The sequence below is a fragment of the Bacillus sp. FSL H8-0545 genome, assembly GCF_038006105.1.
Taxonomy (GTDB): Bacteria; Bacillota; Bacilli; order Bacillales; family Bacillaceae_G; genus Bacillus_A; species Bacillus_A cereus_U.
Genome location: NZ_JBBOUO010000002.1, coordinates 113,186 through 126,875, shown reverse-complemented (window position 1 = coordinate 126,875; position 13,690 = coordinate 113,186). Strand labels below are relative to the sequence as shown.

Sequence of the window (13,690 nt, the reverse complement as noted above, 5' to 3'; positions counted from 1 at the left end):
CTTTTACTAACCTCTCTCCCTTACTATATGATATGTTTTGTAATTTAATATTCCTCCCCTCAAGTGGCTTCTGTATATAATGCATTTTAAAATTAATTTTTCTTGATAAATCAAAGTTTTCCTGGAATACTCTTAAAAATATTTGTGCACAAATATAATCTCTCCGTAAACGTCCAGTAACTCCAAAATATACAAAAATTGAGAAATATAAAAAAGACACTCTTATGAGTGCCCTTCTTAACAACTAAATTCGCTGCAGCTAGATCCAACTATGATTAATAAGATAAAGAGCACAACCAGTAATGCGAATCCGCCACCAAATCCACAACCTCCGCTGCAACTACCACCATATCCCATATGAATCTCCCCTTTGAGTAAGAGGAAAATTTTAAGTTCATATTTAATTATTAAAATAAACCGCACCAAAGTTTTCATTAAATCTTTTACACCAAACAGAAACCGAACCATATACACTTACATCTATCCCTTCAGGAATTTCGTAGTTTTGGTCTCCTTTATTTCCCTTTAATTTTCCTAATTCAATATACTGATAGTTTTTCACGTCTTCATTATTTTTCAAATGGTTTGTAGGAACTAATACAACTCGTACATCTGGTCCATTAGATGTTGTAAAATCAGAAAGTCGCAAAACACGTTTTCCATCCGCTAATTGATGAATTTTTGCCGTTCCAGTTGTTTCATGGACACCGTTTTGAAACTGTCCTTCACTTATTACTCGATCACTTTGTTGCTTTGCTTCAGTTGATTGTACCTCTGTTTGTGGCAATGCTTCATTCACGTGCTTATCAATAAATAATTTCTCTGGTCGGAACAATGACCATAAAATCCCCAATACAATTATCAAACCACCTATAAACCATACATATTTTCTTTTCATAAAGTAAAAAACCTCCTGTAACATACTGTGTAGTAGTATGTTAGCAAGAAGGTCTTTCACTTTTATAACATAAATGTTACAAAAGTCTTTCAGCCGTCTTATTTTTTTCTGATACGATGGGAAGCGTAATCCAAAATTCACTTCCCTGCTTGCCGTCTGCGCGATCCCTCACACCAATTTCCCCTTTGTGCATTTCTATCAATGATTTTGCAATAGCTAATCCAAGTCCGGATCCTCCAGATTGCGAACTTCTTGATCGATCTGTTCTAAAAAAACGTTCAAATACGCGTAATTGATCATTTGGAGAAATTCCCATTCCTTCATCCCGCAAAGTGAATTGGACCTGTTGAGTTTGTTTATTTTCTTCTACAGTCAATTCAATTGTTCCAGAGATAGGAGAATATCGAATTGCATTATGTAATAAATTACCTATGACCCTTTCTATTTTACAAGGCATAATCAAAAGTCGAGGTAATGTATCAGGAACATCCAATTGCATATGGATTTGTTTGTCTCCTAATAAGACAGAATGTGACTCTAATACATCTAATAGGACTTTATCTAAATGTGTGAAACTTGGGTGAAAATCTACTTGCTCAAACTCTAACTTTGAAAGATCAAATAAGTCGTTAATTAATCCACTTAATCTTTCTATTTCTTTTAAAATCGTCGCTAAGTATTGCTTTTTCATTTCAGGATCTTCAATCAGGTTATCTTGTAATGCTTCTATCATCAATTGCATGCTAGCCATAGGTGTTCGTAAGTCGTGTGAGATATTGGTAATTAACTCCTTTCGGGATTTTTCCTCTTCCTCTAACTTAGTAAACCCTTCTTCTAACTTTTTTGCCATCTGTTGAAAGGCTGTTGCTAATTCTTTAAACTCCCGTGGTTCTTGCCCAATTATATACATCGTTTCAAAGTGTCTATCACTAAATTGTTTCGTCAATTTTATTAAATTTTGTATAGATCTCATGATAGGACGTGTCATTAACCAATAAATAAACGTTGAAATAATGAATGCCACAAATGCAATTACTGTTAATAACCGCGTTTGTTCCGGTTCAAGTAACATTTTCGTCTCACTATACCATATAGCAATTACCATAATACTGGTACTTAATAAATTCATGAGTAACAATTGAATACGTAACCTCATGCTTCATTTCCTCCATTTGGCTCAAAGCGATATCCTATACCCCAAACTGTATGAATCCAACGATTCTTTATTGTATGCTTCTCGAGCTTTTCACGTAAACGACTCACTAGCACAGTAACTGTGTTTGATGCCCCTTCATGTCCAAAATCCCAAATTAGTTCAAGAAGCTGCGAGCGAGAAAATACTTGTTTTGGATGCTTTGCCATGAGATAAAGTACCTCAAACTCTTTCACCGTTAACTCCACTTCCTTATCACAAACAAGTACATATCTTGTCTTTGGATATATTTTCAAATCTGGAAATTCTATCACTTCCAATAGGGATTCTTTCGCTTGTATCGGTACCTGGCTTCCTCTTCTTAGTATAATTTGGACTCTTAATACTAATTCACGAGGGGAAAATGGCTTTGTTAAATAATCATCTGCCCCCATTGTTAAGCCTAAAATCCGATCCCTTTCCTCTCCCTTAGCAGTTAACATAATAATAGGGACATTTGATTGTTGACGAATTTCCTCGCATAATTCCCATCCATCTTTTTTCGGCATCATTAAATCTAATATAATTAAATCTGGTTGATGCGTAAGAAATAAATCCCAACCTTCTTTGCCATTTACAGCGGTATATACTTCATATTCTTCTCTTTCTAAATACCGTTTGCATACTTCTCGAATATTTGCTTCATCTTCTACGATTAAAATTCTTTTCTTCATATACTATCCTCACTTCTTTTTCACCAATAACAAAAAAATTTATTTTTTCTATTATCCAATAAATATATCTTTATAGGTAAAGATGTAAAAACTGATCGCATCAATAAATCAGAATTCCAGATTTCGGCCTCTAAACGAATGAAAATTCAGAATAATGTTTATGTAATTCAGATAGTAATCTTAACATTTGATTACTTATATGACTAGATAAGCATTTAAAATAGTAGTATCTAAATCATATAAATTAAAAGGAATGAGTCCGATTCAATATCGAACTCATTCCCTATTAGTAGCCTAAATTTTTGTATCTAACTTTTCGGATTCAGTTCATTACCGGTTCTTTTTTCAAACTTAGCAACAGAACTGTTACCTATTATTGAGCTCTTGATAGATTCCATGCTATAGTATCAGTTCCATTCTCTCCATTACCATATTTCATATAATCGATTAAATATTCTACCTTTAACTTGTTACCATTAGATAGTATGTTCCATTGCTTATGGTGTCCAGTGAAGTTCTTTGGATATGCATGATTAAATTTAAAAGTACTTGCGTTCTGTTTTTGATCTAAATGGATATAACTATCTTGAAGTTTTAAATATGCATAATCTGAATAAATAGGACTTTGGAATTTAATTAATACCTCTTCATCCTTTTTAATTGGTTTTCCAGGTTTAGGTTGACCTACTCTTTCAATAATTACATTCACTTTTTCATCGCTAGATTTCTCAGCCCAAAGATACTCCCATTTATTCCCGGCGTGATGACTTCCCCAATAAGCTGTATTTCCATATGAAGCTACAGTATAAGGAACTCCTTCTGTAACAAATTCACCTGAATTATCTACTACATAATCTTCGAATTCTTTATTAACTTTAATCTCTGCATCAATCTTTTGTGTAGGCGTTAGATTGTGTGCGTCATTAATTTCAAATGTAACTTTTCTGTGCGCTGCAATTTCAGATTTAATAGGGTGTATATTTTCTCTAGACTCATATGTATATCCATTCTCACGTTTAACTAGTGTTACTGTTTGTGAAGGAGCATTCCATTTCTTGCTATAAGTAGTAGGGATTTCTTTGCTCACACCAAATAAACCAGGTAAGATTGATGCCCGAATCTTTTGCGTAACAGGATCATAACTACCCTCTACTAATGTTGGTTGCTGTAGTTTTGCAAAAGCACCGTGTACAGAGTCTTTATGTAAATAACTGCGATCCCCCTGCCCCGCTTTTAAAGCGTTCAATGCATCAGTTCCATTATTATCTGAAACCACTGATACTTGATTATTACTTTTAGCCTTGTTTACAATATGTTTTACTTTATTCGTATCTATATTAATATGCTGAAAAACTTCGTTATAGGATAAGACTGGCTTATCAGCAAGGGATTTATCTTTAGGAGTATATATCCTAAACTTTGGTATATTTCCTATATCTGTTTCTAATTGTTCTGTAGCTGCATTTACTCTAGATTCATATCTCCCTGAATCTCCTAAATGCATTACTTCTTCACCTTTTTCGATGGATAAATCCATTGTACTTGTAGGTAAAACTTCAATCGAAAGAAGTTCCCCTTGTTCAACAGCTTTCAATTCATCCAATGATAAGACAATATTCGCATCTGCTTGTCCCTCTAAACTGTCAATTACTACTTCTGTTTTATTCCGTCCACCTTTTTCTGTACTTAAATAGTTTGCCTTATAACGATCTTGTGTTGCCTTTACAGTATTAATAATTTTGTTTCCTAAACGAATATTAAAATGAGGCGAAACATTTTCAGCGGATGCTGTGCCTACATTCTTATATTCCAAATGTACCCGTAATTTTGCTGCGTTCGCTGTATCCACAGTTGTTGCGGTAGACCAATCAAAATTATTTGTATAACTCTCCGTTTCAGTAGTTGTTTTTGAATATCCGTATCCCACGTTTGCTGAAACACTTCCGGAAGGAACAGGACCGGCTGCTGAGCCTTCTACACCACCTGAACCACTTAGACCTACATTAAATGAATGTTGTGTAGATACGCTTTTTTCCCATCCTCTGCTAACTGATCCGCCATTATTATCCGTAATGGTTGCAATAGGAATCACTTCAATTCGTTTGACACCAATTTGTAAATTTGGCATATTGGCAACTATCGGATTGAAATTAGTATCAGAATCATTATTATAATTCTCAACCTCATACATATCAGTAAAAGGATCACCATCCGTATTTGCATTCATAGGATTCGATATAAATTTTGGTTTCCCTTTATCCTTCTCGGGATCCCATGCTTTCGCTTCATTTTTCCCAGTTTGTGAATTGAATTCAATTTTATATCCATTAATCTCTAAGTCGTTAGAAATACCATCTTTGTCCCAATCGTTGTTTGTCATTTCAATGTTTTGTGTAATGAGCGAACCTATTTCCCCATCAGATCCGAGCATGAAATTCTTATCTTCTTTTTTTGCATTTGCATTCTCTTTGAATATTTCAACTGTACTTCCTGGATTCGGCTGTTTTACATCTGCTAAAGCAGGAGATGCTAAAGTCAGTGCCATCGATACACTACCTAATACACTAAGTGCTGGCTTCAATTTTTTCATTGTTATTTTTCCTCCTTGGTTTCTAGGTGAGTTAGAACACCTACTAGTAAGATTAATTTCATCATATATAACAAATCTTTCATTTCTCTCTCATAATTGTTAAAAAAGTCTCTCGTAAATATTACAAAACACTTACAGAGCTTTGTAAGGCTATATAATCTGTATATGAAACATCAAAAAGCAGTAAAATGAACAATCAATTACAATATATACAAAAAAGCAGCTAGCAAAAGCTAACTGCTCACTAACAATAAATTTAGTTTTTGGATGTGCCTTAACTCGATAATCTTCTAAAGTGTTTACCGTAGCAGAAATCTTTTGTTGCTCATTACTCATGTTTATTCACAATTCCATTCTATAGTTTCTTATAAAATTTCAGTAAAAGAATGTATTAATTTTGAAATGTACAAATAGGGAGAGTGACTTCAACTATTGTTCCCTTATTCACTTCACTCTCAATAAATACCTTTCCCTGATGTGTTTCGATAATTTTATAACAGATCATTAATCCTAAGCCAATCCCCTCTTCCTTAATACTATAAAAAGGTTCTCCGAGATATGGTATACGTTCTTTTGGAATCCCGCACCCTTGATCGATAAAACGAATGCTTATTTGATCATTTTCAAGTTTATCAATTTGAATCAGAATTTCCCCTCCCGTTGGCATGGATTCAATTGCATTTTTTAAAATATTTACAAACACTTGTTTTAATTGATTTCCTTCACATGGAATCAAAGGAATACCAGTTGTAAAATCGATGCGAATTTGTATATTATTCATCATTGCTTGAGGTTGCAGTAGCATCAAAACGTGATCCATTAGCACACTAATATCATTGGGTTGTATCTTTACCACCTGTGGTTTAGCTACCGCCATAAATTCATTTGTAATACTTTCTATACGCTCAATCTCTGATGATACTATATTTATATAACACTGATTATTCTCATTTTCCGTTGATTTTAGTAATTGCATAAACCCTTTCATTGCGGTTAATGGATTATTAATTTCATGTGCCATTGCAGTCGCTAATTGTCCTACGACAGCAAGTTTTTCAGATTTTCGTAGTAATTCTTCTGTTTTTAGCCGTTCAGTGATATCACGAGAAATACTTAGGAAAACTTCTTTACCATTTAAGTTAAAAATACGGACACCAAACTCAGTTGTTATTATTTTTCCTGTTGGAAAAGCATATTCATCTTGCAAAGTGAAGGAAGTTTGTCCCTCTCTAATTTTTTCTAACAACCTTACAATCATTGGTGAATCTTGTGGTACAGCATATGGAAACGGTAACGAGAGCAGTTCTTCTCTACTATATCCAAATCTTTTACAACCAACAGGGTTTACCTCAATAAATCGACTTGGAACACGATCCTCATTCAGCTCTACTACATATACTGCGTCAGTTGCTTGTTCGATTAGTGCACGGTACTTCATTTCACTATCTCTTAATTGTTGGTGTAATCGATGCCGTTCTCTTTCTGCTTGTTTTCTTTCAGAGATGTCTCTACATATTGCTGATAAAGCTATCACATTTCCTCTTACATCCAGTATAGGAGAAACCGTCAGACTGACATCAAGAAGACTTCCATCGCTACGTTGTCTAACAGTTTCTAATCTAGTAACTATGGATTCTCTCGTTAGAATTTCCTGAATATTTCTGAGTGATTCATCCATTAAGAAATCTGGTACACAAGGTAATCTCTTACCTATGATTTCGTGTGATGACCACCCAAATATATTTTCATAAGCTTTATTGGCTTGTAAAATATGCCCTTCTCGATCAGATATGGTAATAGCATCTACATTATGCTTGATAAATGATTCCAGTAATTCTTTGGTAGCTCTTAATTCTGATTCTACCTTTTTCCTTTCGGTTATATCGACTGTAGAACCAACAACTTCAATAACTTGTCCATTTCGTTTAATCGGCCTAAGCGCAATAAGAATAATAGTTTTATCATTCGGCCAGGGTAATTCAAATATAATTTCTTTCCCTTCCCACGCCTGAAGATAATACTTCATTAATTGTGGAACTAAATGGGGAGGAATAATAGAAGCATCAATAGTACGTAAACTTTTTCCTACCACCCGTTCAGAATAAATTCCGTTTTGATAATAAAACTGTCCATCACACAAAGTGTGTATAAAATGTTTATCCACTTTTTTAAATTTAAAGATACCCCCTTGAAGCTCATGTAAGGTATCTTTGAGTTCTTGCTTCGTTTTTTTTAATTCCCGATTCATTTTAGATAAGTCCTGTGTTAAATAATACAATCTCTGGTAGGCTTCCATAAGAAATAGTCCAATTAAAAGTCCTAAAGCTATATATAATAAGCCTCCAGTGTAAAGTAATGCATTATTAAAGAATACACCAACTAACCATTTTATTCCGACAAAAACAGAAAAATATAAAGATGCACTTTTAAAAGGATGAAGGTTTTTAAAATATGTTTTAAAAGTAGCAAATAAGATACCCATACCTAAATAAGCAATCACAGGAGGTTCCCAATACCCTCCAATGTAAAAGATGCGCATTATAATAATGCTAATTAACGTAATCCAACCAGCAATGCGACCAAAGTAAATAAAAGATAGAATAAGAGGAACAACTCGAAGATCGTAGGAAAATCCCATGTACGGAAAAGAAAAGAACATCAAAGTAACTGCGATGATCCCCCCATAGAATTTTTCAAAATATCGCCTGGAATGAATCGTAAACACTTGAATAAATATTGCTGCGCTAACAAGTAAAGAAAAAATAGAAAGATTGATGAAATAGTCTTTAATAATCATGTAATGTCCCTCCTTGCATTAAGTATATTCGACAAAAAAGCAGAAAATCCTACAAATAGTATAAACGGTTCAGGTGCAAAAAATTCAAAATACATGTAAGTAATCTCTAAATCTTGGACATACTGATACTGTTACTCTAAAAAGATGCGCAATCGGCATAAATATTGAAGAATTTGTACTTCTTACAAAGATATTCTCCTTGAAGGATATCGACATGAGATTAACATTTCGCGAAAAAGTATCAAAATGCAAACCTAAACTGAAATTAACATATCAACAGACATTAACATGTTAACCTTCAAAAGAGTAAAAATGTTAACTTCATGTCACCCCTTGATACTAAGGATAACAAGAAACTAATACTACATGGATAAACCATAGGTTTATTAGAACAGAATTGAAATATAAAAATTTATAGAGGTTAAAAACATCAATAAATACAATGATTCCCTATTAAAATATAAAGAATGTTTCTCCATATTTTAATAAAGTATTTCGAACAAAAGGTTAATAGAACATATAGACTGTAAAGCAAAATTACATCCATTGTATCGGACCATATTTAATAAAGTAATATAATTAACATATATAGTTTTTTGTAACATGTAACTTAGAGATCTCCAATCCACTATTAGATATACAATTAAAGATTTAATACTTCTTACAAATATATTCTTCTCGCAGAGTATTGATATGAGATTGACATTTCGCGAAGCAGGATCGAAATACATAACAGGAATGAGATTGACATATCGATAGGTATTAACATGTTAGCAAACAAAAGAATAAGAATGTTAATCTCATGTTGACTATACTTAGCAGTAATGAAAATAAGACATTAACAAAACATCAATAAAACTATGGCTTTATTAGGACGAAAATTGAATTGAGAAAATCCACACTAGTTAAGAATTGCGCTTTATAAATTACTAGAAGTTTCAAGTAGAAAAATCACTAAGAAATACAGACTATCAAACAAAGCAGCGCTCATTATAGTTAATTCAATCAATAAAATAATATTAATATGAGCAAAATTACTTTGTAATATACGGCTTAGAGGTTTCGAATCTACTCTTGGGCGAATAATTAAAGGATCGTTATTTTAAATGTAGAAATCCTTTCTGTAAGTATTAACACGAGATTGACATTGTGCATACTTGGATCAGAATACTCATCATTAATGAGATTAACATATCAATAAACATTAACATGTTAATCCTCAGAACGATAAGATTGTTAATCTCATATCAAATATTCTTGATTATTGTGATAACAAGACATTGACAAAACATCGATAGGTATATGTCCTTATTAATAAAAGCGTTAATAAACCAAGATTCACAGCAGTCTTTATTGCTTATAATTAGAGACTGAATAGATCCTTCTATAAAAACTTTTTTCTTTATCGCAAACACTTAGAAATTAAGCATTACAGTTATTCAACAACAAAGCGAATGGGACCTTGTAGTGTTTCGAACTACTAATAGCCAATAACTCAACTAACTATTAGAATTTAACGCTCATATGAACCTATAATAGTTGTTATCTAAAATTACTTTACTAGTCTTGGAATCAGTTAAAAAGAGATACTACACTCTATTAGTCAAACAGGTATCTGTTATATATTCTCAAGTGTTATCTATGGAAAAGGCTCATACTACAATTATTAATAATATGGACCCTTTTAATCATATTTATACCTATTTTTTTGAAAGTTTAATACTATATCCTCATAATTTATTTACAAATCGGTTATATTTACTTATCATTAATGTTATGTGAATAAAACTGTCAATCTCATAGCAACCATTTAAAAGGATATGGGTGACAAAGGTACCTCATTAATCCTATATAACATTGATGCATTTCAAGTCCCAGTTAACAAAACATCAATATTTGGTGCGGATAGATAACGATCTGTTAATGTTCTGTTAATACTTTGAGTATAACATGTTAATCTTATCTTTCATGTTAATTTCAGATAAGAAAGGGATTCCTATTAGTACCGTCGAAAAACACTTAACATATCAATCTCACATTTCATGTTAATGTCATTTATCAGCGAAATTACATACTGCTAAGGAGGTAATACTATGATTAAGCAGGAAAATTACTCAGAACAAACCATGGTAGATGATGAGAACTCATTACACGAAGACGCTTTTGAAAAGTCCTGGCGAATAACAGAGTTTTCTAAGTTAGTAGGTAGACACCATAATACTGTTTATAATTGGTTTAATACGTTAGAAGAGAAGGGATTGCACGGGACTCTTAGAACCAATAATACAAATGAAAAGCTATATAATTCATTAGATTTAAATATAGCTCTTTTCATAAAGCAGAAAAGGGATGAAAAGTGGTCTTTAGATGCCATAATCGAACTTTTACCGCATCAATTCGAACTAAGGCCAGTATCTCCTGAAAACCACTCTAACGAAATATTATCTCAATTTGATTTTCAGGACGCAGCTGAGACAATCGAGAAATTGGTGGAACAAAAGGTTCAAGCACATTTACAAAACATCGAAATACAATTTCAAGAGAAATTTGAAAATGTATTAAAAGCATTACCTCAGCCTGAAGATCCAATTGCTATGAAAGAACGCCAAAGACAAGAAAGACTGGATAACATAATAATTGAACATAGAGCTCGTAAAGAATTAAGAAGACAAGCTGAAAAACTCTGGAATGAAAAACCTGAGGAAGAGCGTATGAAAAAAGTTGGTTGGTTTAAAAAAGAGGAAGATTTAGCAAAAAAACACCTATTTATAGAGAATTATTTAAACGAAAATATGATAGAGCATATGAAATCTATTATGACATCCGAATAAAAAAGAGGCCCGGGATATTAAAATGTACCCTATAGAATAGACACTGAAAAAAAGTCTATTCTATAGGGTATTTCTTGTATAATGAGAGAAAATTGGGATCGGAGAAAGTTCAAAATGACAAAAAAGCTATTTACAGAAAGAGACATTCAAATTCTATCAAATAACCCCTACATAAAATCTGTAAGTCAGAAAGGTATCACTTATACAGATGAATTTAAGCGTATTTTTATTGAGGAAAATGAGAAAGGAAAACTACCTCGAAATATTTTTGAAGAATGTGGTTTTGATATAGATATGATTGGAATGAAACGAATTATGTCATCAGGAAGTAGGTGGCGTGCTGCTTACAGAAAAAATGGTGTATTTGGTTTGCGAGATACACGCACCCAAAACGCGGGAAGAACTCTTGAGAGAGAGCTTACGTTAGAAGAGAAGTATGCTCGTTTAGAAGCCGAACGGAACTTACTAAAGGCAGAAAATGAATTGTTAAAAAAGATCAAACTTATGGAAGGGAGGATGAGAAGGAAATAACGTTATCACCTAGTCAGAAATATATCCTGATTCGTTCTGTCATCATAAAATATAACTTAAGAAATATGGTGAGTTATTTGTGTAAAGTAGCTGGTGTATCCCGTTCGGGATACTATAATTATTTTTCCATTTCATCTCAAGAACAACGGAAACAAAAGAACAATCAAGATGAAATCGTGAAAGAAATCATATTAAAAGCACTTCGATTTAGAAATCGAAAGAAAGGGGCTCGTCAAATAAAAATGACATTGGTGGGTCATTTTCAAGTTGTCTACAATTTAAAGCGTATCCGTAGAATCATGAAAAAATATGAGATTGTCTGTCCGATTCGGAAAGCAAATCCTTATAAAAGAATGCTGAAAGCTTCAAAAGAACATCGAGTAGTGCCGAATCAATTAAATCGAGAATTTAAACAAAACACCCCAGGAAAAACGCTTCTTACAGATATCACTTATTTAGTTTACGGTAAGAATAAAAGAGCTTATTTATCTACAATTTTAGATGGCTCAACCAATGAAATTTTAGCTTACCATGTTTCAGAACAGATGACATTAGACCTCGTAACAACAACTCTTCATAAACTAAAACGGAATAAGAGGATTCGATTGACTGAAGGTGCATATATTCATTCAGATCAAGGAGCCCACTACACAAGCCCTACCTACCAAAAATTAGTCAAAAAGCTAAAGCTCGGACAATCTATGTCAAGAAGAGGGAACTGTTGGGATAACGCTCCACAAGAATCATTTTTTGGTCATCTGAAAGATGAAGCACATATAAAACCTTGCGAGTCTTTTACTGAGTTGAAACAAGAGATTAAGAAATATATGACGTACTATAATCACTATAGATATCAATGGAATTTAAAAAAGATGACTCCTGTTGGATGATATGATCCCCTTATAGTAGACAGTTGAAAGAAAGTTACTTTACTGTTTATTATGGAGGGGATTTTTTATGGGGAAAATTAGAAGAACTTTTTCAATTGATTTTAAAATGAAAGCTATTGAATTGTACTTACATAGAGGAATTGGAAGTAAGCTAATTGGAAAGGAATTAGGAGTTACATATTCAGTTGTAGATAGATGGATTAAAAAATATAAAAATGAGGGTATTCTGGGCCTACAAGAAAAACGTGGAAGATCTAAACAAACAAATGAAATAAGTCAAGATGCTAGAATACAACGATTAGAAGCGGAAAATGCATACTTAAAAAAGCTATTAGATACGAAAAGGGGGATGAGATCAAAAAAAGTAAATCAGTAGAATATGAGGTCATTCATACCTTAAAACAAAATTTTTCAATTGTATTGCTTTGTGAAATTGCAGGTGTTTCAAGAAGTGGATATTATAAGTGGAAAAAAAGAATCAACAATCCCTCTGAAAAGATGAAAGAGGACCAATTTATCATGTCTAAAATAGGAGAATGCGAACGAGATCCAGATATAAATGGCAGCTATGGTTACCGAAGAATTTGTATATGGCTCAAAAAGTATTATGGTTTACAGGTAAATCACAAAAGAGTATATCGTTTAATGAGGAGAATGGGGCTACAAGCTAAGATTCGAAAGAAAAAGTGGCGGCATTTTGGTTTAAAAGAACAATGCGTCGTGTCGGAAAATCTGTTAAACAGAGAGTTTTCAACTACAAGACCAAATGAAAAATGGGTTACAGATATAACTTATCTTACCTTTAATAATAAGCGCATATATCTTTCAGTGATACTAGATCTTTACAATAACGAAGTTGTGGCCTACCAAATGAGCGAATACAACAATTTAAAATTAGTTACAGATACAGTCAATAAAGCCTTAAGAAAAAGAAAAGCCTGCGAAACAGTATTACATAGCGACCGAGGTTATCAGTATACGTCAAAAAAATATAACCAATTACTTAAAAAGCACAAAATAACTGTGAGTATGTCTAGGAAGGGAAATTGTTACGATAATGCATGTATAGAGAGCTTTTTTAGTCATTTTAAGGCAGAATGCTTTTATAGACATACCTTTTATGAAAAGGCAGAAGTTTTTAAGGCCACTAAAAGATATATAAGCTATTACAATAACAAAAGATTTCAAAAAAGATTAAACAACCTTAGTCCTATTGAATTTGGAACTAAGGCTGCTTAATGAAAAGGCACCTAATCTATTACTGTCTACTTGACAGGGGTAAGACCA

10 protein-coding genes are annotated in these 13,690 nt (G+C 32.8%); 4 read left to right on the top strand and 6 right to left on the bottom strand.

Annotation, left to right across the window (positions count from 1 at the left end; genetic code table 11):
- Nucleotides 1-237: 237 nt before the first annotated feature.
- The 6 genes from MHI07_RS26610 to MHI07_RS26585 form a co-directional block, all read right to left on the bottom strand.
- On the bottom strand, nt 238-357 hold the full coding sequence (locus MHI07_RS26610) for a YjcZ family sporulation protein (protein WP_215582665.1): 120 nt from the start codon (nt 355-357) through the stop codon (nt 238-240).
- Nucleotides 358-400: 43 nt separating this feature from the next.
- Nucleotides 401-898: a DM13 domain-containing protein gene (locus tag MHI07_RS26605; protein WP_097905109.1), complete on the bottom strand. Its 498-nt coding sequence runs from the start codon at nt 896-898 to the stop codon at nt 401-403.
- 76 nt (nt 899-974) lie between these two features.
- Nucleotides 975-2,054, bottom strand: coding sequence for a sensor histidine kinase (locus MHI07_RS26600; RefSeq protein ID WP_215582660.1), 1,080 nt, complete (start codon nt 2,052-2,054; stop codon nt 975-977).
- Nucleotides 2,051-2,764 (bottom strand): response regulator transcription factor, encoded by a 714-nt coding sequence (locus MHI07_RS26595; RefSeq protein ID WP_215582659.1) that lies wholly within the window; start codon nt 2,762-2,764, stop codon nt 2,051-2,053. Before MHI07_RS26595 ends, MHI07_RS26600 begins: the two co-directional genes overlap by 4 nt.
- Before the next feature lie 373 nt (nt 2,765-3,137).
- A complete protein-coding gene (locus MHI07_RS26590) occupies nt 3,138-5,354 on the bottom strand; it encodes a binary toxin-like calcium binding domain-containing protein (RefSeq protein ID WP_340826985.1) in 2,217 nt (738 codons plus the stop codon).
- Between the two features lie 391 nt (nt 5,355-5,745).
- Nucleotides 5,746-8,151: a PAS domain S-box protein gene (locus MHI07_RS26585; protein WP_340826984.1), complete on the bottom strand. Its 2,406-nt coding sequence runs from the start codon at nt 8,149-8,151 to the stop codon at nt 5,746-5,748.
- A gap of 2,093 nt (nt 8,152-10,244) precedes the next feature.
- Between MHI07_RS26585 and MHI07_RS26580 the strand changes: the two genes are divergently transcribed.
- From MHI07_RS26580 to MHI07_RS26565, 4 genes are all read left to right on the top strand, one after another.
- Nucleotides 10,245-10,982: a terminase gpP N-terminus-related DNA-binding protein gene (locus tag MHI07_RS26580; protein WP_340826983.1), complete on the top strand. Its 738-nt coding sequence runs from the start codon at nt 10,245-10,247 to the stop codon at nt 10,980-10,982.
- Between the two features lie 114 nt (nt 10,983-11,096).
- Nucleotides 11,097-12,403 (top strand): IS3 family transposase gene (locus MHI07_RS26575; RefSeq protein WP_340826982.1). Its coding sequence is split into 2 segments (ribosomal slippage): nt 11,097-11,478 and nt 11,478-12,403, totalling 1,308 coding nucleotides; the frame shifts between segments, so codons are not numbered across the junction.
- 67 nt (nt 12,404-12,470) lie between these two features.
- On the top strand, nt 12,471-12,779 hold the full coding sequence (locus tag MHI07_RS26570; protein WP_078175295.1) for a helix-turn-helix domain-containing protein: 309 nt from the start codon (nt 12,471-12,473) through the stop codon (nt 12,777-12,779).
- Nucleotides 12,701-13,642, top strand: coding sequence for an IS3 family transposase (locus MHI07_RS26565; RefSeq protein WP_139358357.1), 942 nt, complete (start codon nt 12,701-12,703; stop codon nt 13,640-13,642). Before MHI07_RS26570 ends, MHI07_RS26565 begins: the two co-directional genes overlap by 79 nt.
- Nucleotides 13,643-13,690 lie beyond the last annotated feature (48 nt).

Coding starts and splice junctions, on each gene's coding strand:
- MHI07_RS26610 (WP_215582665.1), bottom strand. CDS start 357: ATGGGATATGGTGGTAGTTGCAGCGGAGGTTGTGGATTTGGTGGCGGA.
- MHI07_RS26605 (WP_097905109.1), bottom strand. CDS start 898: ATGAAAAGAAAATATGTATGGTTTATAGGTGGTTTGATAATTGTATTG.
- MHI07_RS26600 (WP_215582660.1), bottom strand. CDS start 2,054: ATGAGGTTACGTATTCAATTGTTACTCATGAATTTATTAAGTACCAGT.
- MHI07_RS26595 (WP_215582659.1), bottom strand. CDS start 2,764: ATGAAGAAAAGAATTTTAATCGTAGAAGATGAAGCAAATATTCGAGAA.
- MHI07_RS26590 (WP_340826985.1), bottom strand. CDS start 5,354: ATGAAAAAATTGAAGCCAGCACTTAGTGTATTAGGTAGTGTATCGATG.
- MHI07_RS26585 (WP_340826984.1), bottom strand. CDS start 8,151: ATGATTATTAAAGACTATTTCATCAATCTTTCTATTTTTTCTTTACTT.
- MHI07_RS26580 (WP_340826983.1), top strand. CDS start 10,245: ATGATTAAGCAGGAAAATTACTCAGAACAAACCATGGTAGATGATGAG.
- MHI07_RS26570 (WP_078175295.1), top strand. CDS start 12,471: ATGGGGAAAATTAGAAGAACTTTTTCAATTGATTTTAAAATGAAAGCT.